This is a genomic window from Luteimonas sp. 22616 (assembly GCF_052044325.1).
In the GTDB taxonomy this organism is placed as follows: Bacteria; Pseudomonadota; Gammaproteobacteria; order Xanthomonadales; family Xanthomonadaceae; genus Luteimonas.
In genome coordinates, this window is the sequence record NZ_JBQEMW010000001.1 from 811897 (window position 1) to 836938 (window position 25042).

The 25042-nt window shown below is 68.6% G+C and carries 21 protein-coding genes; 10 read left to right on the forward strand and 11 right to left on the reverse strand.

The genetic code is table 11. The annotated features are described in order from the left end of the window. The first annotated feature begins 212 nt into the window (after positions 1 to 212). The 5 genes from ACTJIL_RS03810 (at position 213) to ACTJIL_RS03830 (ending at position 5359) form a co-directional block, all read left to right on the forward strand. Positions 213 to 1037 (forward strand): PdaC/SigV domain-containing protein, encoded by an 825-nt coding sequence (locus tag ACTJIL_RS03810; protein WP_440754264.1) that lies wholly within the window; start codon positions 213 to 215, stop codon positions 1035 to 1037. Between the two features lie 110 nt (positions 1038 to 1147). Continuing rightward, complete coding sequence (gene cfa / locus ACTJIL_RS03815; protein WP_440754265.1) at positions 1148 to 2269, forward strand: cyclopropane fatty acyl phospholipid synthase; 1122 nt, start codon at positions 1148 to 1150, stop codon at positions 2267 to 2269. A gap of 91 nt (positions 2270 to 2360) precedes the next feature. Continuing rightward, positions 2361 to 3119, forward strand: a complete 759-nt coding sequence (locus ACTJIL_RS03820) for an S-methyl-5'-thioinosine phosphorylase (RefSeq protein WP_440754266.1) — start codon at positions 2361 to 2363, stop codon at positions 3117 to 3119. 98 nt (positions 3120 to 3217) lie between these two features. Beyond that, entirely contained in the window at positions 3218 to 3424 is a 207-nt protein-coding gene (locus ACTJIL_RS03825; protein ID WP_440754267.1) for a cold-shock protein, read from the forward strand. A gap of 291 nt (positions 3425 to 3715) precedes the next feature. Beyond that, positions 3716 to 5359, forward strand: coding sequence for an isovaleryl-CoA dehydrogenase (locus ACTJIL_RS03830; protein WP_440755834.1), 1644 nt, complete (start codon positions 3716 to 3718; stop codon positions 5357 to 5359). Positions 5360 to 5425: 66 nt separating this feature from the next. On the opposite strand, the gene ACTJIL_RS03835 is transcribed toward ACTJIL_RS03830, so the two are convergent. The 5 genes from ACTJIL_RS03835 to ACTJIL_RS03855 form a co-directional block, all read right to left on the reverse strand. Continuing rightward, positions 5426 to 6139 (reverse strand): hypothetical protein, encoded by a 714-nt coding sequence (locus ACTJIL_RS03835; protein WP_440754268.1) that lies wholly within the window; start codon positions 6137 to 6139, stop codon positions 5426 to 5428. A 113-nt stretch (positions 6140 to 6252) separates the two neighbouring features. Continuing rightward, entirely contained in the window at positions 6253 to 8067 is a 1815-nt protein-coding gene (locus ACTJIL_RS03840) for an ABC transporter transmembrane domain-containing protein (protein ID WP_440754269.1), read from the reverse strand. Then, positions 8067 to 8657: an IMPACT family protein gene (locus ACTJIL_RS03845; protein ID WP_440754270.1), complete on the reverse strand. Its 591-nt coding sequence runs from the start codon at positions 8655 to 8657 to the stop codon at positions 8067 to 8069. The genes ACTJIL_RS03840 and ACTJIL_RS03845 overlap by 1 nt, the downstream gene beginning before the upstream one ends. Next, entirely contained in the window at positions 8654 to 9844 is a 1191-nt protein-coding gene (locus ACTJIL_RS03850) for a hypothetical protein (protein ID WP_440754271.1), read from the reverse strand. Before ACTJIL_RS03850 ends, ACTJIL_RS03845 begins: the two co-directional genes overlap by 4 nt. Then, complete coding sequence (locus tag ACTJIL_RS03855) at positions 9841 to 10425, reverse strand: RNA polymerase sigma factor (protein ID WP_440754272.1); 585 nt, start codon at positions 10423 to 10425, stop codon at positions 9841 to 9843. The genes ACTJIL_RS03850 and ACTJIL_RS03855 overlap by 4 nt, the downstream gene beginning before the upstream one ends. 204 nt (positions 10426 to 10629) lie before the next feature. On the opposite strand from ACTJIL_RS03855, the gene ACTJIL_RS03860 reads away from it, so the two are divergent. Further along, positions 10630 to 13548: an EAL domain-containing protein gene (locus tag ACTJIL_RS03860; protein WP_440754273.1), complete on the forward strand. Its 2919-nt coding sequence runs from the start codon at positions 10630 to 10632 to the stop codon at positions 13546 to 13548. A gap of 477 nt (positions 13549 to 14025) precedes the next feature. Here ACTJIL_RS03860 and ACTJIL_RS03865 read toward each other — a convergent pair whose 3' ends face one another. After that, positions 14026 to 15756: a vWA domain-containing protein gene (locus ACTJIL_RS03865; protein WP_440754274.1), complete on the reverse strand. Its 1731-nt coding sequence runs from the start codon at positions 15754 to 15756 to the stop codon at positions 14026 to 14028. 243 nt (positions 15757 to 15999) lie between these two features. Here ACTJIL_RS03865 and ACTJIL_RS03870 point away from each other — a divergent pair, with 243 nt between their 5' ends. Then, positions 16000 to 16464 carry a hypothetical protein gene (locus tag ACTJIL_RS03870; protein WP_440754275.1) on the forward strand — a complete coding sequence of 155 codons (465 nt, stop codon included), beginning with the start codon at positions 16000 to 16002 and terminating at the stop codon, positions 16462 to 16464. A 36-nt stretch (positions 16465 to 16500) separates the two neighbouring features. On the opposite strand, the gene ACTJIL_RS03875 is transcribed toward ACTJIL_RS03870, so the two are convergent. Beyond that, on the reverse strand, positions 16501 to 17931 hold the full coding sequence (locus ACTJIL_RS03875) for an aldehyde dehydrogenase family protein (RefSeq protein WP_440754276.1): 1431 nt from the start codon (positions 17929 to 17931) through the stop codon (positions 16501 to 16503). 225 nt (positions 17932 to 18156) lie between these two features. Further along, positions 18157 to 19500, reverse strand: a complete 1344-nt coding sequence (xseA, locus tag ACTJIL_RS03880) for an exodeoxyribonuclease VII large subunit (RefSeq protein WP_440754277.1) — start codon at positions 19498 to 19500, stop codon at positions 18157 to 18159. A 163-nt stretch (positions 19501 to 19663) separates the two neighbouring features. Here xseA and ispG point away from each other — a divergent pair, with 163 nt between their 5' ends. Next, positions 19664 to 20953 carry a flavodoxin-dependent (E)-4-hydroxy-3-methylbut-2-enyl-diphosphate synthase gene (gene ispG, locus ACTJIL_RS03885; protein ID WP_440754278.1) on the forward strand — a complete coding sequence of 430 codons (1290 nt, stop codon included), beginning with the start codon at positions 19664 to 19666 and terminating at the stop codon, positions 20951 to 20953. A gap of 28 nt (positions 20954 to 20981) precedes the next feature. Continuing rightward, on the forward strand, positions 20982 to 21659 hold the full coding sequence (locus ACTJIL_RS03890) for a phosphatase PAP2 family protein (protein WP_440755835.1): 678 nt from the start codon (positions 20982 to 20984) through the stop codon (positions 21657 to 21659). A 1-nt stretch (position 21660) separates the two neighbouring features. Here ACTJIL_RS03890 and ACTJIL_RS03895 read toward each other — a convergent pair whose 3' ends face one another. Further along, positions 21661 to 21861 carry a hypothetical protein gene (locus tag ACTJIL_RS03895; protein WP_440754279.1) on the reverse strand — a complete coding sequence of 67 codons (201 nt, stop codon included), beginning with the start codon at positions 21859 to 21861 and terminating at the stop codon, positions 21661 to 21663. A gap of 324 nt (positions 21862 to 22185) precedes the next feature. Between ACTJIL_RS03895 and ACTJIL_RS03900 the strand changes: the two genes are divergently transcribed. After that, complete coding sequence (locus ACTJIL_RS03900; RefSeq protein ID WP_440754280.1) at positions 22186 to 22683, forward strand: hypothetical protein; 498 nt, start codon at positions 22186 to 22188, stop codon at positions 22681 to 22683. A 442-nt stretch (positions 22684 to 23125) separates the two neighbouring features. Here the strand turns inward: ACTJIL_RS03900 and asd are convergent, their stop codons facing one another. Beyond that, on the reverse strand, positions 23126 to 23980 hold the full coding sequence (asd, locus tag ACTJIL_RS03905) for an archaetidylserine decarboxylase (RefSeq protein ID WP_440754281.1): 855 nt from the start codon (positions 23978 to 23980) through the stop codon (positions 23126 to 23128). A gap of 387 nt (positions 23981 to 24367) precedes the next feature. Next, complete coding sequence (locus tag ACTJIL_RS03910) at positions 24368 to 25012, reverse strand: SCO family protein (protein ID WP_440754282.1); 645 nt, start codon at positions 25010 to 25012, stop codon at positions 24368 to 24370. Positions 25013 to 25042 lie beyond the last annotated feature (30 nt).

A 25042-nucleotide genomic window follows, 5' to 3' on the forward strand; every position in this document is an offset into this window, starting at 1 on the left:
CCCGGGCGGAAACGCCCGGGGCTTTTTCGTATGCGCGACTTTCTTCGCATGCGCGGCTTTTTCGTGGGCGTGTTCGCCTGCATGGCCGCGGTTCCGGCGCCGGATCCGGCATGCGAAGCCGGCGCGTCAATCCCGACATCACGCGCCGCCGCCTAGACTGCGCGCGTCCGGACTACACCGGAATGCCGCAATCCCCAGGGAGAGACTCCACGATGAAGCGCCTGCCGATCTGCCTCCTGCTGCTGGGTCTCGCCGCCTGCCAGCGTGAAACCCCTGCGCCGCAGGCGTCGCAAGCGCCGACGTCACCGCCGGCGGACCAGGCACAGACGGCGCCGCCGGCGCAGGTAGCGCTGAAAGACGTCATCGAGCGCGATCCGCGCTACATCGTCGGCATCAGCTATCCGCAAGGCGTGGACAAGTATCCGGGGCTGGCGGCCGAGCTGCAGCGCTACGCCCAGGCCGCGCGCGGCGAATTGATGCAGGCCGTCGACGGGCTGGCCGGTGAGAAGCCCAGCGCGCCCTACGACCTGTCGCTGGCCTTCAGCCTTCTGGCCGAAACGCCGCAAGTGGTGTCGGTGGCCGCCAACGGCAGCAGCTACACCGGCGGCGCGCACGGCAATCCGCTGGTGGCCCGGTTCGTCTGGCTGCCGCAGCGCAACGAATTGCTGCAGGCCGGGAATCTCATCGCCGACAAGGATGGCTGGCGCGCGGTCTCCGACGCGGTCCGGGAACAACTGCACGCATCGCTTTCGCAGCGCATCGACGGCGACGACATCGAGCCCGCCGAGCGCGCGGAGATGCTGAAGTCCGGCCTCAAGATGATCGACGAGGGCTCCGGCCCCGACGCCGGCAACTTCAGCCAGTTCGAACCGGTCATCGACGCCGCGGGCCGCATCACAGCCCTGCGCTTCGTGTTTCCGCCCTACCAGGTGGGCCCGTATTCTGACGGCGTGCAGACGGCCGAAGTACCGGCCAGCGTCCTGCTGCCGCACGTGGCGGAGGCCTACCGCGGGCTGTTCGCCGCGCCGGGAGCCTAGCCCCCGCGAGCAACGTCGTCGCCACGCTGCGTTTCACCTGTTGCCGTGACGCGGCGCGGACGGCGACGGTAATCTAGGCAGCAACGCTTTCCGGGATCCCACCGAGAGGCATGTCCGCAACGCATCCATTCCGTGATCGATTGCAGGCCCTGCTGGCCGATGCCGATATCCGCATCGACGGCGAGCGGCCCTGGGACATGCAGGTCAACGATGCCCACTTGCCGGCGCGACTGGTCGCCGGCGGTTCGCTCAAGCTCGGCGAGAGCTACATGGATGGTTGGTGGGACGCGCCGTCCCTCGACAGCCTGCTGTTCCACCTGCTCGACGCCCGCATCGACGAGCGCGCGCACGGCCCGGCCGACATCCGCGACGCTCTGCGCGCGCGCCTGTTCAACCTGCAGGCCGGGCGTCGCAGCTACGAGGTCGGCAAGCGCCACTACGACCTGGGCAACGACCTTTACCACGCGATGCTCGGCAAGCGGCTGGTCTACAGCTGCGGTTATTGGCGGCAGGCCGGCAACCTCGACGACGCACAGGAAGCCAAGCTCGACCTGATCTGCCGCAAGCTCGGCCTGCGCGAGGGGATGCGCGTGCTCGACATCGGCTGCGGCTGGGGCGAGGCGCTGAAATTCGCGGCGCAGCGTTACGGCGTCTCGGGCGTGGGCGTCACCATCTCGCAGGAGCAGGCCGCGTTCGCGCGCGAGCTGTGCGCGGGCCTGCCCATCGAGATCCGCGTGCAGGACTACCGCGAGGTGGACGAGCGCTTCGATCGCATCCTGTCGGTGGGCATGTTCGAGCACGTCGGTTTCCGCAACTACCGCCGCTTCTTTGAGGTCGCGCGGCGCTGCCTGGGCGACGATGGTCTGTTCCTGCTGCATTGCATCGGCAGCAACAGGTCGGTGACGCACACCGATCCGTGGATCGCGAAATACATCTTTCCCAACTCGATGCTGCCCTCGGCGGCGCAGATCGCCACCGCCACCGAGGGCCTGTTCGTGACCGAGGACTGGCACAACTTCGGCACCGATTACGACCGCACGCTGCAGGCCTGGCGGGCCAACATCGAAGCCGCCTGGGACATGCTGCCGGCGCGCTACGATGAACGCTTCCGCCGGATGTGGCGCTATTACCTGGCCGCGTCGATGGCCAGTTTCCGCGCCCGCCGGATCCAGCTCTGGCAACTGGTGCTCTCGCCGCGCGGCGTTGCCGGTGGCTACGTCGCGCCGCGTTGAGCGCCTCTTTCACGGGCAGGCGGCCGCCGGGCTTTGCGTCGCGCGCCGCGATTCCGGATGATCGGTGACCCCGCTCACTTCCGGAATCCCCATGTCCCAGTCCGACATCGCGCTCGCCATCATCGGTGGCACCGGCCTGTACCAGTTCGCCGGCCTGCAGGACATCGAGACCCATCAGCCGGTGACCCGCTATGGCGCGCTGTCCGGTCCGGTGCGCGTGGGCACGCTGGCAGGAAGGCGCGTGGCATTCCTGGCGCGTCACGGGGAAGGGCATTCAGTGCCGCCGCACAAGGTCAACTACCGTGCCAACCTCGCCGCGCTGCAGTCGCTCGGTGCGACGCGCGTGCTTGCGCTCAACACTGTCGGCGGCATCGGCGAGCGCTTCGGCCCGCGCGTGCTGGCGTGCCCGGATCAACTGATCGACTACACGTGGGGGCGTATTTCGACGCTGTGCGAAGAGGAGGGCACCGAGGTGCTGCACGTCGATTTCGGCGAGCCATACACGCCGTCGCTGCGCGCGCGCGTGCTCGAAGCAGCGCGCACGGCGGGCGTGGAACTGGTCGATGGCGGTTGCTACGGCGCCACCCAGGGGCCACGGCTCGAGACCCGTGCCGAGATAGCACGCATGCGCCGCGACGGCTGCGACCTGGTCGGCATGACCGGCATGCCCGAAGCCGGGCTGGCGCGCGAACTGGGCCTGGAATATGCCTGCCTGGCCATCGTCGCCAACTGGGCGGCGGGCGCGGGGCCGGTCGTCGATGAGGTGATCACGCTCGAGGAGGTGCTTGCCAATGTCGCGGCGGCATCGTCCGGGTTGCCGGCACTGGTCACGGAAATGCTCTCCGGGTGATTGCAACCGCCGGGCTTGCTTTGCATACTCGCGGCCGTGCGCCCGGGGGACCGCAAGGGGGCGTACGCACATCGCATCCAGACGAGGTAGGGAGAGTCATGCAATACGGCACAGTGAAATGGTTCAACGACGCCAAGGGCTTCGGTTTCATCGCACCCGAGGACGGCAGCGCGGATGTCTTCGTGCACTTCTCGGCGATCGAGGCCAAGGGCTTCCGCAGCCTGCAGGAAGGCCAGCGCGTCAGCTACGAGGTTACGCAGGGCCCCAAGGGTGCACAGGCCGCCGGCGTGCAGCCGGTCGCCTGATCCGACACATCGCGATTTTCGAGCCCCGCCTCCCGGCGGGGTTTTTTTGTTCTTGCGGGAATGGTTTCAGCCGCGAGCTTTTCGAGCGCCTGATGCAGCGGCCCATGAAAGCTCGCGGCTGAAGCCGCGCCTGCAACGGCCAATGACGCATGTTCCATGTTGCCGGCCGCGGCCATGCGCCGCGGCCGTTCGGGCGGCCGGGATTGCAGGACGGATTCGTCGATGCACTCGCCAGGCGCGACGAAGCGCAACGACGCGGGCACCCGGATTGCGCCAGAATCGGGGCATCGCATCGAGGGCCCTGCCATGTCGCGTTTCCAGACCCACACGGTCGACAACCAGCCGCCGGAGTTCGCGCCGCGCGATCTCTGGCAGGACGACATCGCCCTGCGCGAGGCACTGGCGCGTGAAGGCGGCGATGCGCACGCCGATCGTGTCGCGCGCTACGGCGCACTGGCTGGCGGCGAACTGTACGCACTGTCGTTCGACGCCCATCGCGACCGGCCGCGCCTGCGCAGCCACGACCGCTTCGGCCACCGCATCGACACTGTCGAGTTCCATCCCAACTACCACCGCATCATGGCCGCGGCCGTCGAACATGGCGTTGCCGGCCTGTCGTGGGCCGACGCCGCGCCCGGCGCGCATGTCGCGCGCGCGGCGCTGTGCTACCTGCACAACCAGGCCGAACCCGGCACCAGTTGCCCGCTGACCATGACCCATGCCGCGGTGCCGGCGCTGCGGCAGGCGCCGGCATTGCGCGAATGGGCGGACAAGGTCGCCGCCTGCCGCTACGACCCGCGCGACGTCGCCATCGACGACAAGCCCGGCGTGACCCTGGGCATGGGCATGACCGAGAAGCAGGGCGGCAGCGACGTGCGCGCCAACACCACCACCGCCACGCCGCTCGGCGGCAGTGGCGACGAATACGCGCTGGTCGGGCACAAGTGGTTCTTCTCGGCGCCGATGTCCGACGGCTTCCTGGTGCTGGCGCAGGCGCCCGGCGGGCTGAGCTGTTTCCTGTTGCCGCGACGGCTCCCGGACGGGGCGAAGAACGCCTTCGCGCTGATGCGCCTGAAGGACAAGCTCGGCGACTGGAGCAACGCCTCGGGCGAGGTCGAGTTCATGGAAGCGCGGGCGTGGCGCGTCGGCGACGAGGGGCGCGGCGTCGCCACGATCCTGCAGATGGTGATGCTCACGCGCCTGGACTGCATGCTCGGCTCGGCGGCGCAGATGCGCATGGCATTGGCGCAGGCGTTGCACCACACCGCCCATCGCGTGGCGTTCGGCAAGCGGCTCATCGAGCAACCGTTGATGCGCAACGTGCTGGCCGACCTGGCAATCGAATCGGAAGCCGCGCTGGCGTTGTCGATGCGGGTGGCGCGTGCCGTCGATGCAGCACCACGCGACCCAAGCGAAGCTGCGTTCGCGCGCATCGCCACCGCGATCGGCAAGTACTGGATCTGCAAGCGCACGCCTGCCTTCGTCAACGAGGCGCAGGAGTGCCTGGGCGGCGCCGGCTACATCGAGGAATCGATCCTGCCGCGGCTGTACCGGCAGGCCCCGCTCAACTCGATCTGGGAGGGCAGCGGCAACATCCAGTGCCTGGACGTGCTGCGCGCGCTGGGACGCGAGCCCGGCTCCGCGGACGCGTTGCGCAAGGAGCTTGAATCGGCAGCGGGGCGCAACGAACGCTATGACGCTGCAGTTGCGACGCTGGACGAATCGCTGCGCAACCAGGCCGGTGAATCCGGCGCGCGACTGCTGGTCGAACGCCTGGCGCTGGCATTGCAGGCCGCGACGCTGCTGCGCGCGGGCAGTCCGCTGGCCGACGCGTTCTGCAGCAGCAGGCTTGGCGGAGCGCATGGCCTGGCGTTCGGCACCCTGCCGACAAGCATCGACCACGGCCTGCCGATCGAACGCGCCTGGCCCTGTTGAAGCCTGTCGCGGTTGGCGATCCTCGCAGCAGGAGCTTCGTGCGGCGCCTGCTTGCGCGGCTGGCATTCAACCCGCGAGCCAGCTCGCGAATTGCTGCCACTGCGGTGTCTGCGACAGCGCCAACCGCAGCGGCCACGACACTGCGACCAGCGCGGCGCCCCATGCGAAGGCCGGGTGCAGGCGCCGGCGCGCGATCGTGTCCCATGCCACGCAGGCCAGCACCAGCGCCACGGTGACCAGGAAGAACGCGACGATGCCGCCCTGCTGCAGCGGCGGCCACGGGATCCGCGCGATCGGCGCGGTCAGCAGGCCCACGCAGGCGAGCAGCATCAGCCGCTTGTGGATGTCGCTGCGCTGGCGGAACCAGAGCGCGGCGCTGACAAGGAGGGCGAACACCAGCATGTCGCCGAGCGGCACGACGAGGAACGTCAATGGCGGCGGGCCGGGCGGGGCGTGCCCCAGCCGCGCGCCGGTGATCGCCACGAGCGTGCCCAGTACGAGGACCGCGACGGCCAGCAGTGCGCCGAACACGCCGAGCCTGCGGTGCACGGAAGTGCGGCCGGTGGCTACCAGCCTGGCCTGGACGATGAACAGCGCGAACCATGCACTCATCACGATGCCGTGGACGTGCAGCAGCGCGGAGATCGGTGGCGTGTCGAAGGCCAGCTTGAGGTAGTAGGTGCGCGCGAAGCCGGCGAACACCACCAGCAGCGCGACGATCGCGGCCCAGGTATAGAGGCGCCGTTCGAAGCCGCGGGAAGAGGCGAGAGTACGGGCCAAGATGCACCTGTTGCCGGAATGCCTGATCGCGACAACGCGGGGACCTGGCCGAACCGGCCGCCGGCCAGCGGGTTTTGCCGGGCCGGCGCAGGGGTGGAGAGCCCGGGGACCGGCTAGTCCAGGAACTGCAGCCGCGCCAGCTCCGCGTAGAGGCCGTCCTGGGCGATCAGCTCGTCGTGGGTGCCCTGGGCGATGATCCGGCCGCGTTCCATGACCACGATGCGGTCGGCCTTGAGCACGGTGGCCAGGCGGTGCGCGATCACCAGCGTGGTGCGGCCTTCCATCAGCCGCTCCAGCGCCTGCTGCACGGCGCGCTCGCTCTGCGCATCGAGTGCGGAAGTGGCTTCGTCGAGCAGCAGCACCGGCGCGTCCTTGAGCAGCGCGCGGGCAATGGCGATGCGTTGCTGCTGTCCACCCGACAGCCGCGCGCCGCGTTCGCCGAGCTGCTCGTCGTAGCCGTTGGGCAGCACCGAGAGGAACTCGTGCGCCTCGGCCGACCTTGCCGCGGCCTCGAGCTCGGCGTCGCTGGCCTCCAGCCGGCCGTAGCGGATGTTGTCGCGCGCGCTGCTGGCAAAGATCGCCGGCTGCTGCGGCACCAGCGCGACGGTGCCGCGCAACTCGGCCGGATCGAGCGTGCGGATGTCCACGCCATCGAGTTCGATGCGACCGTGCTGCGGATCGTGGAAGCGCAGCAGCATCGCGAACACGGTGCTCTTGCCGGCGCCGGAGGGGCCGACCAGGGCCACGGTTTCGCCGGGCGCGACCTGCAGGCTGAAGTCTTCCAGCGCCGGCGCATCCGGGCGCGACGGATAGTGGAACGTGACGCCGTCGAAGCGCAGTGCGCCGCGCACCGGCACCGGCAATGAGTGCGGCCGTGCCGGCGCAGCGATGCCCGGGCGCTCGTCGAGCAGTTCGCCGATCCGGCCCATGCCGCCGGCCGCCTTCTGCAGTTCGTTCCAGGTTTCCGCCAGCGCGCCGACCGAGCCGCCGCCGAGCACCGCGTACAGCACGAACTGGCTCAGCGTGCCGACCGTGAGCCGGCCGTCGATCACGTCGTGCGCGCCGGACCACAGCACCAGGGTGATCGCGCCGAACACCAGCGAGATCGCCATCGCGGTGACCAGTGCCTGCATCCCGATCCGGCGCCGCGCGGTGGCGACGGAAGCGTCGATCGCCGCGGCGAAGCGCCCGCGTTCGTACGGCTCGCGTGCGTGCGCCTGCACGGTGGGGATCGCGCCGAGGGTTTCGCTGGCCAGCGCGTTGGCGTCGGCGACGCGGTCCTGGCTCTGCCGCGAGATCTTGCCGAGCCGGCGCCCGCCGAGCACCAGCGGCAGCACGCACAGCGGGATGCCGACCAGCGTGTAGGCCGCCAGCCGCGGGCTGGTGGCCACCAGCATCGCCAGGCTGCCGATCACCATCACCACGCTGCGCAGCGCCACCGAAACGGTCGAGCCGACCACGCTGCGTAGCAGTTCGGTGTCGGCGGTCAGGCGCGAGACCAGCTCGCCGCTGCGGCTGCGCTCGAAGAACGCCTGGTCGAGCCCGACCAGGTGCGAATACAGGCGCTCGCGCAGGTCGGCGACCACCCGTTCGCCCAGCAGGGAAACGAAGAAGAAGCGCGCCGCGGTGGCGACCGCCAGCCCCAGCGCCACCGCGAACACCAGCGCGAAGGTGGCGTTGATGTTGCCGTCGCCCGAAAACCCGTGGTCGATCATCCGCCGTACCACCAGCGGCAGGCTCAGGGTGGCGGTGCTGGACGCGGCCAGCGCCACCAGCCACGCCACCAGCAGGCCTTTCTGGCGCATGACGAAGGGCCACAGCGCGCGCAGGCTGCCGAGTCGGGGCTTGGGCTTGCCGGTGGCGTCCTGCGGCGGCCGGGTGTCCGGCGCCTGGCCGGAGTCGGTGTCCTGTTCTGGAATGTCAGCCATCAGCCATTGTCGTCGATGCGCACCCGGTTACGGGTGGCGTCGCGCAGGCGCAGTTTCAAGGCATCGACGTTGTCATCGGGCAATCGCAGCACGAGGCGGACGCCGTCGGGGTCGAAGGTTTCGGACAGTTTTTCGGCGGAGACGGCAGCGAGCGCCGCGTGGACGGTGCCCAGGTCCTCGAACGGCGCATGCAGCGCGAGCTCGCGCAATTCGACCAGCACGATGCGTTCGGCGCTGCGCAGGCACTCGGCCGCGGCGCCGCCGTAGGCGCGCACCAGTCCGCCCGCGCCGAGCTTGATGCCGCCGAACCAGCGCGTGACCACGACCACCACCCGGTCGATGCCCTGGCCGTCGATGGCGGCGAGGATCGGGCGTCCGGCGGTGCCGGCCGGTTCGCCGTCGTCGTTGGAGCGGTAGTCGCCGCCGATGCGCCAGGCCCAGCAGTTGTGGGTGGCGTCGGCGATCGAGACCGCGGCCACGGCTTGCATCGCCTGCCCGGCGTTTTCGACCGGGATGGCATTGGCGACGAAACGGCTGTGCTTGACCTCGATCGCGTGCGTGGCGGGCACCGCCAGCGTGTGCAGGCTCATTCTTCCAGCAGCGCGCGCAGGTCGTCGGGCAGGGTGGCCTTCGGATAGCGGCGCTGGTATTCGCGCAGGCTGTCGCGCGCGGCGTCGGGCTTGCCTTCGGCGACCAGCTGGCGCACGCGCTGCAGCCATGCCTGCCGCACCTGCGGGGAGTCGACCGAGGCCGGGGGCTGGTCGTCGAGCGGCTGGTCGCTGGCGTATCCAACGTCGGCCTGGTCTTCCTCGTCTTCGATGCGCGCGCCGGTGACTTCGATGCGGTCGAGGGCACTGGCATCGGCGGCGGCGGCCGTGTCGGCCGGCCTTGCAGGTTGCGCGACGGCGCCCGAGGCGACCTGTGCCGAGGGGATGCGCCGGGCTGTGGTTTCCAGTGTCTTCGCACGCTGTGCGCGTGCCTTGTTCTCGGCCTCGACGACACTCCTGGTGGCGGGCGCGTTGCCGGACGCCGGCTCCTGCGGGAAGGCGATGGCAGCGCGTGCCGCCGGCGCCGGCGCGGATGGTGCAGCGGGCGGGGGTGGCGCAGATGGGGCGGGCGGCGCCAGATGCCGCGGCTCCCCGGGCGGGGAAGGCGGCGTGTCCATCGGCGACGGCTCATCGAAGACCACCGGCGGTTCGGCGGGTGCGGGCGGCTTCGTCGTGAACGCCTTCGGCGCGGGCTGCGCGCCGGCCCCGGATGGGGCTTCGGCGAACCGTTCGGTCGCTGCGGCAGGTTCGGGCGGCTTCACCGGAATGGGGGCGGGACTGGCCGACGCGGGTGCGGCGCTGTCCGCCGCTGCCGGCGCGACTTCGGCTGCCGGCGACGGCGGCAGCGCAACGACGGCCTGCTGCGCCGGGCGGGATGCAGGTGCGGCACCGGCCGACGGCCCCGAAACCGCACGCGGCGCTTCGGAATAATCGACCTGCAGGTCGTCGACCGGACGCAGCTGCCAGGCCAGCCCGCCGACGATGACCAGGGTGGCGACAGCGCCGAAGGCCACCGGCCAGCGCCGCTGCCTGCGGCGCGGCGAACGATGCGCGGGAGCGGTTGTGACAGGCGCGCTGGCCGCAGCACGCGCGGCGGCGAGAATGCGCGCGTCGAGCGCGGGCGACGGCTCGCCCTGCGGGCCGAGGCGGGCGAGGCGATCGGCCAGCGCGCGTTCTTCCGGCGTGAGCGCATCGTCGTGGTTGCCGTGGTGTCCGGATCCGATGTTCATCCGGCGTCTTCCAGGCGCGCGCGCAGCTTGTCCATCGCGTAGCGCAGGCGCGATTTGACGGTTTCCCGGCCGACGCCGGTGATGGCTCCAATTTCTTCCAGGGTCAGCTCCTGTTCCAGCCGCAGCAGGATCACCTCGCGCTGCTCGTCGGGCAGCTCGTCCAGCGCCAGCTGCATGCCGCGGCGCTGTTCGAATTCGGACAGTGTGCGTTCCGGCGTGTCGGGATCGGGTATGCGCGCGGTGCGCTCGTCGGCGTTCTCTGGTGCCGGCGGGCGGTACTGCTGCGCCCGCCAGTGGTCGGCGATGCGGTTGTGGGCGATGCGATACAGCCAGCTGGAGAACGAGGCGTCCGGCGTCCAGCCCGAGCGGGCCGCGATCACGCGCTGCCAGATGTCCTGGAACAGGTCGTCGGCCAGCGCACCGTCGCGCAGCTGGCGCAGCAGGAAACGGTACAGGCGGGTGCGGTGGCGTGCGTAGAGCTGCTCGAATGCACCCGGGCGCCCGGCCGCGTAGGCCAGCATCAGCGTCTCGTCGCTGATGTCCTCGCTGGCATTGGCGTCCGGGGCGGCAACATCATTCATTACCGGCAGGTTAAGCGCTGCCGTCGCGCGGGAAAAGCCCGGCACCGGCCCCGGCCGCGCGGGCGGGCTGCACCGGATCGCCACTGCGTTCATGTCGGACCACCATTCATGCCGAAAACAAACGACCATGGGCGCGGGCCGGGGTTGCCGGCGATGGAAAAAGCGCCCGATATCCTGAATGATGGCGGGCGGGGAAACAGCGGCATGCGAACCTTGGTGCAGACAACGAGAACCGCAGTGCCGGAAGGGGGTGCCTCCGGGCTCGCCGAACTGCTGGCCGCGACGCTGCCTGCCGGATCCAGGCTCGCGGTGGCGTGGAGCGACGTACGCATCGACGGCGGGCTCTCGCACACCGAGGATGCGCCGCATGTCCTGATCGCCCGCGCCCGCGATTCGCTCGAACATTTCGCGCCCGGCCAGGTCGATGCCGGGATCATCGATGCCTGGAACGACGCCGGCACGCGCATCGCGCTGGCCGCGGACCTGTCGCAGCCGCTGGCACCGGACTCGCGCAGGGCCTGGCTCGAACTCGCGCGTCGCACGATCGGCGCCACGCTCGCCGCCACCCAGGCCCAGGCCCGGATCGAATCGCTGCAGAAATCCGAGCGCCTGCAGCAGGCGCTGTACGAGATCGCCGACCTGGCCGGTTCCGGGCTGGAGATGCAGGACATGCTCGGCCGGATCCACGACGTGGTCGGCGGGCTGATGCCGGCCGAGAACTTCTACATCGTGCTCTACGACGATGTCCGCGAGACGCTGCGCTTCCTGTATTTCGCCGACCAGCACGACCCCTACGTGGCCGATCCGGACGAGGAACTGCGCCTGGACGCCATGGACAACAGCCTGACCGTGGCCCTGCTGCGGCACGGGCAGCCGCTGTTCGGGCCGTCGGAGGATATCCGCCGCAAGCTCGGGGTCATGCCCGACCTGAACCATGGCCCGGACAGCGCCGACTGGCTCGGCGTGCCGATGCGGCGCGAGGGCCGCGTCAGCGGCGCCATCGTCGTGCAGAGCTACCTGCAGGCATCACGCTACACGCACGAAGACCGCACCCTGCTGGAATACGTGGCCCAGCACATCCTGACCGCGCTCGACCGCCGCCAGGCGCGCGAACAGCTCGAGCGCCGCGTCGACGAACGCACCCGCGAGCTGCAGCAGGCGAACCTGGTGCTGCAGGCGGAGATCGTCGAACGCCAGCGCGCCGAGCGGCTGCAGCGCGCCCTGTATCGCATCACCGAGCTGTCGGTGACCGCCGGCAGCCTCGAGCGCTTTTATGCCGATGTGCATTCGATCGTCGACGAGCTGCTGTATGCGCGCAACTTCTACATCGCGCTGCTGTCGGGCGACGGCGAGCACATCGAGTTTCCGTACTCGGTCGACGAGCGCGACCGCGCCCGGGAATCCCGCCACCTCGCCAAGGGCCTGACCGAGTACGTGCTGTCCTCCGGCACGCCGCTGCTGGCCGACCGCGCGACCATCGCCGAGCTCGAAGCCAGCGGCGCGGTGCGCAGCTTCGGGCCGCTGGCGCATTGCTGGCTCGGCGTGCCACTCAAGCGCGAGGACGTGGTGGTCGGCGCGATCGTCGTGCAGAGCTATACGCCGGAGGTGAGCTTCGTGCCGCGCGACCAGGCGCTGCTGACCTTCGTCGCCCACCACATCGACGGCGCACTGGCGCGCAAGCGCGCGCAGGAACACCTCAAGGCCGCGCACGCGGAGCTCGAGTTCCGCGTCGAGGCGCGCACCCGCGAGCTGGAAAACGCCAACCGCGAGTTGCGCGCGCAGATCGGCGAACGCGTCCGCGCCGAGCAACAGCTGACCCACCAGGCCCGCCATGACAGCCTCACCGGGCTGCCCAACCGCGTCCTGCTGCTCGAACGGCTGGACGCGGCGATCGCGCGGATGGGCGACCCGCAGCGCGCGCGCTTCGTCGTGCTGTTCCTCGACCTGGATCGTTTCAAGCTGGTCAACGACAGCGCCGGGCATGCGGCCGGCGACGAGATGCTGGTCGAAGCCGGCCGTCGCATCTCCCGCTCGCTGGGCGAGCAGACGCTGGTCGCGCGGCTGGGTGGCGACGAGTTTGCCGTGCTGGTGGAGGAAGTTGGCAGCCACGCCGCCGCCGAGGCGCTGGCCGCCACGTTGCTGGAGGAGCTCGGCAAGCCCATGTGGATCGCCGGTCGCGAGCTGTTCCCCTCGGCCAGCATCGGCATCGCGCTGTGGGAGCCGCGCTACCGGCAGGGCGAGGACATGCTGCGCGACGCCGACGCCGCGATGTACCGCGCCAAGGCCCATGGCCGCGACCGCAGCGCGCTGTTCGACGAGGAGATGCGCGCCGAGGCCACGCGCCTGCTGGACCTGGAAGCGGACCTGCGCCGCGCGATCCTCAACGATGCCTTCGAGCCGCATTTCCAGCGCATCGTGCGCCTGGCCGATGGCGAGGTGGTGGGCCACGAGGCGCTGCTGCGCTGGAACCACGAGTTGCACGGGCCGCTGCCGCCGGGCGAATTCATCGGCGTGGGCGAGGACAGTGGACTGATCGAGCAGGTCGACTGGCTGATGTATCGCCGGGTGTTCGACTGGATGACCCGGCACCACCACGGCTACGTCTCGATCAACGTCTCGCCGCGCCACTTCCATGCCGAGACGTTCGCCGAGCGGCTGCTGCAGATGCTCGACGACGCTGGCGCCGATCCGCGTCGCCTGCGGATCGAGATCACCGAAGTCGCGCTGCTCGACGACGCGCCGCGCATCCTGCGCATGCTCAACGTGCTGCGCAGCCGCGGCGTGATGGCGCTGCTGGACGATTTCGGCACCGGGTTCTCGGCGCTGTCTTACCTGCACCGGTTCCCGATCCAGGCGCTGAAGATCGACCAGAGCTTCGTTGCAGGCCTCGGCGGCGAGATGCATGCCGAAAGCCTGGCGCTGGTGCGTGCGATCCTCGCGCTCGCCGGGACGCTGGGCATCGACGCGATCGGCGAGGGCATCGAGACTGCCGAGCAGCGCGACATCCTGCGCCAGCTGGGCTGCGAATATGGGCAGGGATTCCTTTATGGAAAGCCGTCGCCGGAGCTGCGTGGTAGCGATGGTGATGATGCGGGGCGGGAGCCGTCCCGCAAGTTGCGCTAGGCGTATGCCATTCCGCGGCCCAGGCGCGAGCCACAGCTGCGATAGGCCTGGGCAATTCCGCTCTTGATCGTCATTCCTGCGAAGGCGGGGTTTTCAACAGGCGACCGTCTGGTCACCCAGTGGCTTGGGTTGCGAGCGATTGGAGTCCACGGCTCCGATGTTTGCGGTGTGGTGATGATTGCTTTTGCCTGGGGCAAGGGCGTTTCGCGCCGTGACGGCGCGAGCCACCTTTCTTTGCTTGTGCAAAGAAACCTGGCGCAAAGAAACACACTCCGCCTGCGCGCCCGGCACGTTGTGCCGGGTTCGCGGAGCCGGCGGGAACTACCGAGAGGGCATCCTGCCCTCGCGGAAAACGCCGCACATCCATGTGCGGCGCCCCTGCGGGGTTTGGCCCGCCGTCTCCGCCGCTTCGGAGGGGCCCCGGAGGTCAAGGGCGACGAGCAAAGCAACAGCCGCGGCCCTTCGCCCGCCGATTCACTAGTCCGCCACCGCCGTCTCGCGTCGGTCGTCGTCGACAAGCGACTGCGCGGTTTCGACCAGCCCGATGAACTCTGCTCGCTGGGGATCGCCGCCCCGCAACTGGCGAGCGCTGCGCACGATGTCGTCCCATGCCCAGTCGCCGATGCGGCTGCCGCCGCGCAGCGCGTCGGCATAGGCGGCGACGGTCGCAGCGAAGCGCAGGGTGTCGCTGGGCGTCGCCCGCAGCGAGGATTGCGCGATCGGCGTGGTGATCAGCCGGCTCGCATCCTCGCCGGGGCGCTTGTAGCGCAGGCGCAGGTGGGCGATTTCATCCGCGCGTGCCTCGCCCGCGCGTGCACCGGATGGCGCGGACGCGGCGCCGTAGCGCAGCGCCGGCAGCTGTTCGGCGCCGGAACCAACCGGCGTGATCTCGTACAGCGCAGTGACCTCGTGCCCGGCGCCGATGTCGCCGGCATCGACCTTGTCGTTGGCGAAGTCCTCGTTGCGCAGCACCCGGTTCTCGTAGCCGACCAGACGATATTCCGCGACCAGCGCGGGATTGAACTCGACCTGGATCTTGACGTCGCGGGCGATGGTCAGCAGGGTCGAACCCATTTCCTGCACCAGCACCTTGCGCGCCTCGGCGAGGCTGTCGATGTAGGCGTGGTTGCCGTCGCCGATGTCGGCCAGTTGTTCGGCCAGCGCATCGTTGTAGTTGCCGCGGCCGAAGCCGAGGGTGGTCAGCGCGATGCCGCCCTTGCGCTGGTCGGCGACCAGCGTTTCCAGCGCGCCCTGGTCGACGGTGCCCACGTTGAAGTCGCCGTCGGTGGCGAGGATCACGCGGTTGACGCCGCCCTGCACGTAGCCCTGTTTCGCCATCGCATAGGCCAGGCGGATGCCATCGCCGCCGTTGGTGGAGCCGCCGGCTTCGAGTCGCTCGAGCGCGGCGAGGATCTCGCCGCTGCGGTCGCCGGGCGTCGGCGGCAGCACCAGCCCCGCTGAGCCCGCGTAGACGACGATGGACACGTGGTCCTGCGGGCGCAACTGGTTGACCAGCTGCTTCATCGACTGCTTCAGCAGCGGCAGCTTGTCCGGGGTGTTCATCGAGCCGGACGTATCGATCAGCAGCACCAGGTTGGCCGGTGGCAGGGTCGCCTTCGGCACGTCATAGCCCTTGATGCCGATCATCAGCAGCTGGCGCTTGCCGTTCCACGGCGCCGGCGCCAGTTCGGTGGTCACGCGGAACGGCACGTCGAGCGAAGCGGGCGTGGGGTGGCCGTAACGGAAGTAGTTGATCATTTCTTCGGCGCGCACCGCGTCGGCCGGCGGGCGCGTGCCGTCGTGCAGCATCCGGCGCACGTTGGCGTAGCTGCCGGTGTCGACGTCGATGGAGAACGTCGACACCGGCTGCTCGCGGGTGCGATGGATCGGGTTGTCGTCGCGTTCGGCGTATTTCTCGGTGTTGGCCGGCTGCCAGTTCGCGGCGACCGGCGACGGGGCGCGCATGGCCGCGTACGCGTCGGAGACCATTGCGGGTGCAGCCTGGACGCGCGCGCCGGTTACTTCGACGCGATCGAGCGCCAGCGAGGCCTTGGCTTCCCGTGCGATGTCGGCCGGCGGTGCAAGCGGTACGGGCGGAGGCGGCGCGGCCTGGCCTGCGGCGGCGGATTCCTGTTCGTTGCCCACCGTGCTGCAGGCGGACAGGGCGAGTGCGCAGAGCAGTGCGGAAGCAAGGGCATGGCGTTGCATGTGGGCATCTCCGGGGTTGGCTGCGGGGGCAAACGGGCCAGTCTCGGAAATGGGGTTGACGGAGATTCGCCGGATTCGCCGGATTCGCCGTCCAGGCGGGCAGCCGCCGGGACGCGCGCCATCGCGTACGATGCCGGCCGGCGAGGGGCCGAGAACAGGGGAATGCCGGGAATGGGGAGTCGGATGCGTCAGCCGGCAGCACAGGGGACAGCGGAAGCGGGTGCGAAAGCCAGTCTGCCGCTGGTGGCCGCAGGCAACTTTCCGAAGGTCTTCGTCTATCCGTTCTTCCTGTTCCACATGCTGATGTTCGGCATCTCGGGTTTCCTGCTGGCCTATGGCGTCGGCGACGTGATCTTCCTGTACATGCACGGCGGCATCGCGATCGTGGTCTACGTGGTGTTCTACCTGCTGATCTTCGGTCGCGACCAGGTCCAGTGGATGTTCATCAACGCGGCGCTTGGGGTCGTCGGCATCTACAGCCAGATCGGCTGGATCCTGTCGCTGTTCGGTCGCGACGCCGGCGACTATCCGTTCTACATACACGCGGTCCCGATGCTGTACTTCGTGCTGTACACGTTCCTGCTCAGGCAACTGCTGCTCGACGTCACCCGTTCGCGCGACAACGCCGGGCGCAGGCGGATGGTGGAGTTCGGCTACGTGGCGATCTCGCTGGCGTTCTATGGCCTGTCGCTCTGGCACCGCGCCTGATCCGCCGCACGTGGTACGTGGGGCGGGGCCGGGCGTTCAAGGATCGCGGATCACCAGCAACCGCAGCTCCGTCATGTCCTCGATCGCATAGCGCACGCCCTCGCGACCGATGCCGGAATCCTTGACCCCGCCGTAGGGCATGTTGTCGACGCGGAAGCTGGGCACGTCGCCGATGACGACGCCGCCGACCTCGAGCCGGTCCCACGCCCGCATCGCATGCGACAGCCGCCCGGTGAACACGCCGGCCTGCAGGCCGAAATCGCTGTCGTTGACGCGTGCCAGCGCGTCGTCGAAGTCGTCGAACGCTTCCATCCCGGCGACCGGGCCGAAGGCCTCCTTGCGATACAGGTCGGCGTCGTGCGGCACGTTCTCCAGCAGGGTTGCCGGCAGCATGTTGCCCTTGCGTTCGCCGCCGGCGAGCAGCTTCGCGCCGCCCTTCCTTGCCGCGCTGATCCATGACTCGACGCGTTCTGCCGAGTCCTCGTCGATCATCGGGCCGACGAAGGTCGTATCAAGGCGCGGGTCGCCCATTTTCAGCTTCGCCACCGCCGCCTTGAGCTTGCGACGCAGCTCCACATGGACATCGGCATGGACGAAGATGCGCTGCACGCCGATGCAGCTCTGCCCGGACTGGTAGTAGGCGCCGAAGACGATGCGCTCGACCAGGGCATCGAGGTCAACGCCGGGATCCTGGTCGACGATGCACGCGGCGTTGCCGCCAAGCTCCAGCACCACCTTCTTCTTGCCGGCGCGCGCCTTGAGGTCCCAGCCGACCAGGCCGCCGGTGAAGCTGAGCAGCTTGATGCGCGCGTCCTCGACCAGCAGGCCGGCATCGTCGTTGCTGCAGGGCAGGATCGAGAACGCGCCCTTCGGCAGGTCGGTCTCGGCCAGTACGGCGCCGATGATCAGCGCGCCGACCGGTGTCTTTGCCGCAGGTTTCAGTACAAACGGGCAGCCGGCGGCAATCGCCGGCGCCACCTTGTGCGCCACCAGGTTGAGCGGGAAGTTGAACGGGGTGATGAAGGCGCAGGGGCCGATCGGAACCCGCTTGGCCATGCCGCGATAGCCGCGCGTGCGCTTCGAGATTTCCATGTCGATCACCTCGCCGCCCAGGCACGTGGCTTCGCCGGCGGCGATGCGGAAGGTGTCGATCAGGCGCGTGACTTCGCCGCGGGCGTCCTTGATCGGCTTGCCCGCCTCGATGCACAGGGCCAGGGCGAGCTCCTCGTGGCGTTGCGTGAAGCGCGCCACGCAATGCTCGAGCACGTCGCGGCGCGCATCGTGCGGGAACGCCGCCATCGCCGGCGCCGCCTTGTGCGCGGCCGCGATCGCCTTGCGCACCGCAGTCGCATCCGCAAATGCCACGCGTGTCGCGCGCTTTCCGGAGTACTTGTCGAACACTTCCAGATCGGTATTGGCGGCGACGGGCTTGCCGGCGAGGTAATAGGGGTAGGTCTTGTCGAGCATGGCGATCTCCTTTGCGTCAGCATCCCGCGCCTGGCGTTAACGCCTCGTGGGATCGATCGCATGGGAGCGGCTTGGCGGGCCTGTAGGAGCGGCTTTAGCCGCGAGCTCTTCCAGCCAACAGAATTCCTGCCGGTTGCGGGCGTCGGGTGCGGCTCCTTGGCAAGATCTCGCGGCTGAAGCCGCTCCTACAAGAGCCGTTCCCCAAAAGCCGCTCTTGCATCGCGACTACGAAGAACCAGCCCCCTCGACGCGCACGCGCAACGTGCCGTCGGCCAGTCGCGCATCCAGCCGGTCGCCGGCCTCGGCGTCACCCACCGCGCGTACCACGCGCCCGTCCTCGTGCTGCAGGATCGCGTAGCCGCGTGCAACGGTGGCCAGCGGGCTGACCGCTTCGAGCGAACGCGCCAGCCCGCGCAGGCGAAGTGCGTCGCGCTGCAGGTGCCGGGCAATCGCCGCCAGCGGACGCGGTTGCAGCGTCGCCAGGCGTTCGCGCAGCACGATCAGCCGGCGCCTCGGCGCCATCGCGCGCAACACCGCTTCGGCATGGCGCAGGCGCGCGCGCCTGCGTTCGTCTTGCGCGCGGAAGGTGCTGGCCAGCCGCTGCATCGCGACCTGCTGTCGCGCCCGCAGCTGCTGCAGGCGCGCCTGCGGGCGCAGCGCGTTGAGCCGCAGGGCTGCGCGGTCGGCGCGCTGCATGGCGTCGCGCAGGCGCCGCAGGTGGTGGGCCTGCAAGCCCTGTTGCAGCGTACGCAGGCGGGCGACGAGATCGCCGCGCTCGGGCACCAGCAGTTCAGCGGCCACCGACGGGGTCGGCGCGCGCAGGTCGGCGGCGAAGTCGGCGAGGGTAAAGTCAGTCTCGTGTCCCACCGCCGACACCACCGGTACCGTCGACGCGGCGATCGCCCGCACCAGCGCTTCGTCGTTGAACGCCCACAGGTCTTCCAGCGAACCACCGCCCCGCGCCAGCAGCAGCGCATCGAAACGGCCGCTGGCGTCCGCCCGCTGCAGCATCGACGTGATCTGGGCCGCGGCGGTGGCGCCCTGGACCTGCACCGGCAGCACTTCCACCTCCAGCAGCGGTAAGCGGCGCGCCAGCACGCTCAGCACGTCGCGCACCGCGGCGCCGGATGGCGATGTCAGCACGCCAAGCCGGCGCACGTAGGCGGGCAGGGGGCGCTTGCGTGCGGCATCGAACAGGCCCTCGGCCTGCAGCTTCGCCTTGAGCTGCTCGAACGCGCGCCGCAGCGCGCCTTCGCCGGCCTCCTCGAGCGAATCGAGGATCAGCTGGTAGTCGCCGCGCGCCTCGTACAGCGTGAGCCGGCCGCGTGCGAGCACCCGCATGCCGTCGCGCGGCTGGAAATTCAGCCACTGGCTCTTGGGCTTGAAGAGCGCACAGCGCACCTGGGCGCGCGCGTCCTTGAGCGTGAGATACAGGTGCCCCGACGCCGGCCGCGCCAGGTTGCCGATCTCGCCCTCCACCTGCACCAGCGGAAATGCGTCCTCCAGCAGGCTGCGCGCCAGCGCGTTGAGCTGGGTCGGGGTGAGGACGTTCTCGGGGAGGGCGGACATGGGCACAGGATACCCGGCGTCCGTCGCGCGGCCGGAGACGCTGCCTTTGCCCTTTGGATGGGCGGACGGCGCGATGGCGGAGTGGCCCAACTGGCCCAACGGACGGGCAACGCCGCGGTTGCTGCCGCCACCGGCGACACCCAGACCGACTAAAATGGCGCGCATGAACGCAGACCCCGCCGCCAGCCGCGCCATCGTCCAGCCCCTGTCGGATTGGGCGTTCGGCCCTGCGCCGCGCCGCGCCACGCGCCAGGTGCGCGTCGGCAACATCCTCGTCGGCGGCGACGCGCCGGTGGTGGTGCAGTCGATGACCAACACCGACACTGCCCATGTCGCCTCGACGGTGAAGCAGGTCGCCGACCTGTGGCGCGCCGGTTCCGAGCTGGTCCGCGTCACCGTCAACAATCCCGAGTCCGCCGCGGCCGTGCCGCACATCGTCGAGAAGCTGGCGATGATGGGCATCGACGTGCCGGTGATCGGCGACTTCCACTACAACGGCCACCAGCTGCTCGCCAACGAGCCGGCCTGCGCGCAGGCGCTGGCCAAGTACCGCATCAATCCCGGCAACGTCGGCTTCGGCAAGAAGCGCGACACCCAATTCGCACAGCTGATCGAGTTCGCGCTGCAGTACGGCAAGCCGGTGCGCATCGGCGCCAACTGGGGTTCGCTCGACCAGTCGCTCGCCACCGAACTGATGGACGAGAACGCGCGGCGCGCCGACCCCTGGGACGCCGGTCGCGTGCTGCGCGAGGCGCTGATCCGCTCGGCGCTGGATTCGGCCGCGCGCGCGGTCGCGCTGGGCCTGCCCGCCGAGCGCATCATCCTCAGCTGCAAGGTCAGCGGCGTGCAGGAGCTGATTGCCGTCTATCGTGACCTCGCCCAGCGCAGCGACTTCGCCCTGCACCTGGGCCTCACCGAGGCCGGCATCGGCAGCAAGGGCATCGTCGCATCCAGCGCCGCGCTCGCGGTGCTGATGCAGGAAGGCATCGGCGACACCATCCGCATCTCGCTCACGCCCGAACCCGGCGCGCCGCGCACGCAGGAAGTGGTGGTTGCGCAGGAACTGCTGCAGACGATGGGCCTGCGCGCATTCACGCCGATGGTCACCGCATGCCCCGGCTGTGGCCGCACCACGTCGGAGTTCTTCCAGGAACTGGCCAAGGTGGTGCAGGAGCACGTGCGCGCGAAGATGCCCGAGTGGAAGATCACCCATCCCGGCGCCGAGCACCTGACGCTGGCGGTGATGGGTTGCGTGGTCAACGGCCCCGGCGAATCGCGCCACGCCGACATCGGCATCTCGCTGCCCGGCACCGGCGAGGCGCCCGCCGCCCCGGTGTTCATCGACGGCCAGAAGGCCGTGACCCTGCGCGGCGAGAACATCGCGCACGAGTTCGTCGCGTTGATCGACGGCTACGTCGAACGCCGCTACGGCCGTGCCGCCGAACTGGCCTGAGCCACGGATCGAGCGCCCCTCGCGCGCCCTGCGCGAGGAGGCCCGCACCGGTGCCTCGCTGCTGCGCCGTCACGGCGGGAGGTTGCTGCTGCTGTTCGCCGGCCTGCTGCTGCCGCTGTGGGGATTCGCCGAACTGGCCGACGAAGTGCGCGAAGCCGAAGGCTTCCCCTTCGACGTGCCGATCCTGCTGGCCGCCAACGACATGGCGCGCGCCGGCTTCGACCAGCTGTTCCTGCTGTTCTCCGCACTCGGCTACGAGTACGGCGTGGTGCCGGTCGACATCGCCCTGGTGCTGGTGCTCGCGCTGCGCCGCCGCTACCGCGAAAGCGTGTTCGCCGCCGTCGCCGGCGGCGGTTCGGCGCTGCTCAACGTCGCCGCCAAGCAGGCCTTCGCCCGCGACCGCCCCAACCTGTGGCAATCGATCGCGCCGGAACACAACTACAGCTTCCCCAGCGGCCACGCGATGGGCTCGATGACCCTGGCCGTCGCCCTCGTGCTGCTGGCCTGGCCCACCCGCTGGCGCTGGCCCGTGCTCGCCGCCATGGCGGTGTTCGTGCCGATGGTCGGCCTCTCGCGCGTGTACCTGGGCGTGCATTACCCGTCCGACATCCTCGCCGGCTGGGCGGCGGCGTTGGCCTGGACAGTGGGCGTGTACCTGTTGGTGTTCCGGTGGAGCGGGCGGCCGTGGCGAGCGTCAGGCCAGTAACTTAGAAATCCGGTTCATAAACGACGACTGGATCGCCCCAGCCTTCCGGGAATGTGATCTCCACCGGTCCCCCAACTTCCACAGCCTCGGCGAGCGCCATTGCATGTGCAGCAAGGATGGCCTTCAGTTTGTTGCGAAATAGCTGCGTATAGCCGGTTGCTTTGACGATATAACCCGCTTGAACTTCGTCTATCTTGACCACTGCTTCCTCCTTGAAGTGGGTACGGTATTGCGCAACAAGTAGTTCGCTTAAGTGCCTCGTCTTGCCGCTCGACTAGATTGCGCGCTTCACTCGGTGGCGGCAATCAGAGTTCCCTAACAGTTTTGTCAGAAAGCCGCGTTCCAGCAAGTAGGAATTCTCTGACTCAGGCGATATCGGTATGCGGAATAAGCCGTATCACAACGCAGGTAAGACAAACCCTACGAAAGAACGCAGCGACTACCGATTGTGGAAGTTGCCGGTCCATTCGAGAATCGTCCCGTTCGGCAAGAAGGCTGAACTAATTTCACGTATATGGAGATCACAATGAACAGAAATTTGATTTCTCTGGCTATCGAAGACGCGCAATGGAGTGCCGCCGATGAATCCATCACGCAGCTGGAGTCCATCTTCATTGGATTGATTGCAATGGAGCCAAACCAACGCCGCGCCATCTTTAAGATGGGCAGTAAGTCGGAGTCGTTCTGCCGTAACGCCATTGACGTGCTTGAGCAAAATCCACAGGTCATTCCGCAGAGCTTGAGTATTGCTCAGGCACGAGCTGATCTCGATGCGATCGATCAACTGCGTCCTCGCCTGATCCGACTAAAACGTCTCGTCAGCAGGATGATTGACTCGGAGATTGCGCTGGGCAGCGATGTTATTGGTGCTGCACTGCAGGGTTACAAGCTCCTGAAGGTGGCGGGAAGGAATGAAGGGCTTGAAGGCTTGCGGAGCAGCCTTGGCGCTCGATTCAAGGGGCGGCCTCGGACCAAGCCAGAGCTTGGGGCGGAGTCTGGACCGCCTGAGCAGATCGAAGACTAACAAGAAGAAAAAAGCCCCAGATCATCTGGGGCTTTTTTTACGCCTTCTGAAAGTTGACGTGACACTTCCCTGGGAGCTTCGATGCGTCACGAAAGACCAGTGCGTTGCCGTACAACTGGCGATAGTTCATCGTGAAAGTTGTCCAAGTAGCTCGGAAACAAGATGTGCGGCATGGAGAGTAAACATGGAAATCTTATGGCAGAGGATCGAAACATTATTCATGAGGGTGAAGTTCATGAAAGAGGATGCTTGCATTGCCGCAGATCAGGCTGACCAGCATCAAAGACGAAGCTTGGAGTGTTAAAGAACCACCTTTGATCCTCTTAACCGAGGTTCTGATCTTGAAAGGTGTGGATCATGTCGTTAAGTGGAAGCCTGGGGAGTGGTAGCACGCGTCGCACTCAGTTCGAATTCGCTTCGTGGGGCCGGCTTAATTCATGTGTCAGATGAGCATTGCTAGCTTCTGTCCCAGTGTTACTGGAGATTCTGCTAGCAATCCACTCGTTAGTTCTGCGGCGCCCGCTGGCAACAGCACAATCACCGTCGATCCATAGTTGAACCGGGCCATCTCCTCGAACCGCTCCAGCGTGATCGGTTCGCCCTCGTCGCCGGTGCGATAGTCCTTGACGGTAACCGTATCGCCGTATTCCGGGACCTCTTCGCCGCTCCACACGGTTTCGATGCCCGAGACCAGCAGGGCGCCGACCATCACCACGGCCATGGGGCCGAAATCGGTGTCGAAGTGGCAGGCCAGGCGCTCGTTGCGGGCGAACAGGCGCGGGACGTTGCGCACGGCGTCCGGGCCTACGGAGAACAGGCGCCCGGGCACATGCACGGTTTCGCGCAGGGTGCCGGCCCACGGCATGTGCACGCGGTGGTAGTCCTTGGGCGACAGGTAGACGGTGGCGAACAGGCCGTTGGCGAAGGGTTCGGCGGCCGCTTCGTCGCCAAGCAGCTCGGCGGCGGTGAAGGACTGGCCCTTGGCCTGGAAGATGCGGCCGTCTTCGATGCGACCGCACTGGCTGATGCGGCCGTCGGCGGGCATCAGCAGGGCGCGCGGGTCGGGGTCGGGCGTGCGCACGCCGGGCTTCAGGGCGCGGGTGAAGAAGGCGTTGAACGTGGGATACGCCTGCGGGTCCGGCTGCGCGGCTTCGGACAGGTCGACGCCGAACTTGCGGGTGACCGTTTCGATCAGCCATTGCTTGAGCCGTGGATTGTCGGAGTACGCCAGGTGGCGTGCCAGCGTGGAAAGCAGGCGGTGGGGGAGGACGTAGGTGAGGGCGGTGACGAGGCTCATGGGTGTGTTGTATCCGAAAAGCCGCAGGAGGTGAGAGGCGGTTGCGGTTGGGGCAAGGATCAGGAGCGAAGGGCGGCCCTCACCCCAACCCCTCTCCCGCAGGCGGGGGCTCGATCCCGGCATGGGTGCGTGCACTTGTCCGGCATTCCGCCATGGAGCGGGAGGGGCGGAAAGAGCAGGCGGGAAGGGCAACGATGTCCAGGGAACCTATGGACAGTTGTCATTTGGGGCGTAGCGAGAGGCGCTTCACAACAGCGAGGCTGGTCAATCCATGCTGTTGAATCCTCGGGATTCCTCGCTGCTTCCGGAATGGCATTCCCCGAATTTCTCAGGCCTGCCCGAGGAGCACGCGTCGGCGCCGCCAGCTGCTTCGCCGATTGCCGGGGCCTACTTGAACGAGGCCTGCGTCAGTGCGGCCAGGTCGGCGGCGATCGCCTTGGGCTGCAGGGGCGGCTGGATGATGCCGGCCATGCGGCCCTGCGGGTCGAGCACGGCGAGGGTGGCCGAGTGGTCGATGGTGTAGCTGTCGGGCGGGGCGCCGTCGGCGGCGGGGACCTTGGCGAACACCAGCGACAGCGAGCGGGCGAAGTTCTCCAGTGCCGGCACGTCCGCGGTCGCGGCGAGGGTGTCGCGGTGGAAGGCGTGGGCGTACTCGCCGATGCGGTCGGGGTCGTCGCGCTCGGGGTCGACGGAGACGAACAGCACCCGCGGGCGGGTCGATTCGGGCAGGGTCTCCCACTGCTTCTGCGCCTGCGCCAGTTCGGCCAGGGTGGTGGGGCAGACGTCGGGGCAGTAGGTGAAGCCCAGGAACACCAGGGTCCAGTGGCCCTTGAGTTCGCCCGGCACCATCTGGGTGCCGTCGGACTGCCGCAGCGCGAACGCGGGCAGCTCGCGTGGCTGCGGGAACAGCGTGGTCGTCTGCATCGACGGCCCCACGGGCACCGGCGCGGCGAAGAACTTCTGCGAGGCCAGCAGGCCGAGGCCGGCGGCCAGGGCGACGACCAGGACGATCAGGGTGGTGCGATTGAACATGGCGAGGGCGCTTCTTCACGCGATACTTGA

Coding starts and splice junctions, on each gene's coding strand:
- ACTJIL_RS03855 (WP_440754272.1), bottom strand. CDS start 10,425: ATGAATGATGTTGCCGCCCCGGACGCCAATGCCAGCGAGGACATCAGC.
- ACTJIL_RS03810 (WP_440754264.1), top strand. CDS start 213: ATGAAGCGCCTGCCGATCTGCCTCCTGCTGCTGGGTCTCGCCGCCTGC.
- ispG (WP_440754278.1), top strand. CDS start 19,664: ATGAACGCAGACCCCGCCGCCAGCCGCGCCATCGTCCAGCCCCTGTCG.
- ACTJIL_RS03850 (WP_440754271.1), bottom strand. CDS start 9,844: ATGAACATCGGATCCGGACACCACGGCAACCACGACGATGCGCTCACG.
- xseA (WP_440754277.1), bottom strand. CDS start 19,500: ATGTCCGCCCTCCCCGAGAACGTCCTCACCCCGACCCAGCTCAACGCG.
- ACTJIL_RS03840 (WP_440754269.1), bottom strand. CDS start 8,067: ATGGCTGACATTCCAGAACAGGACACCGACTCCGGCCAGGCGCCGGAC.
- cfa (WP_440754265.1), top strand. CDS start 1,148: ATGTCCGCAACGCATCCATTCCGTGATCGATTGCAGGCCCTGCTGGCC.
- ACTJIL_RS03845 (WP_440754270.1), bottom strand. CDS start 8,657: ATGAGCCTGCACACGCTGGCGGTGCCCGCCACGCACGCGATCGAGGTC.
- ACTJIL_RS03820 (WP_440754266.1), top strand. CDS start 2,361: ATGTCCCAGTCCGACATCGCGCTCGCCATCATCGGTGGCACCGGCCTG.
- ACTJIL_RS03910 (WP_440754282.1), bottom strand. CDS start 25,012: ATGTTCAATCGCACCACCCTGATCGTCCTGGTCGTCGCCCTGGCCGCC.
- asd (WP_440754281.1), bottom strand. CDS start 23,980: ATGAGCCTCGTCACCGCCCTCACCTACGTCCTCCCCCACCGCCTGCTT.
- ACTJIL_RS03865 (WP_440754274.1), bottom strand. CDS start 15,756: ATGCAACGCCATGCCCTTGCTTCCGCACTGCTCTGCGCACTCGCCCTG.
- ACTJIL_RS03825 (WP_440754267.1), top strand. CDS start 3,218: ATGCAATACGGCACAGTGAAATGGTTCAACGACGCCAAGGGCTTCGGT.
- ACTJIL_RS03875 (WP_440754276.1), bottom strand. CDS start 17,931: ATGCTCGACAAGACCTACCCCTATTACCTCGCCGGCAAGCCCGTCGCC.
- ACTJIL_RS03900 (WP_440754280.1), top strand. CDS start 22,186: ATGAACAGAAATTTGATTTCTCTGGCTATCGAAGACGCGCAATGGAGT.
- ACTJIL_RS03860 (WP_440754273.1), top strand. CDS start 10,630: ATGCGAACCTTGGTGCAGACAACGAGAACCGCAGTGCCGGAAGGGGGT.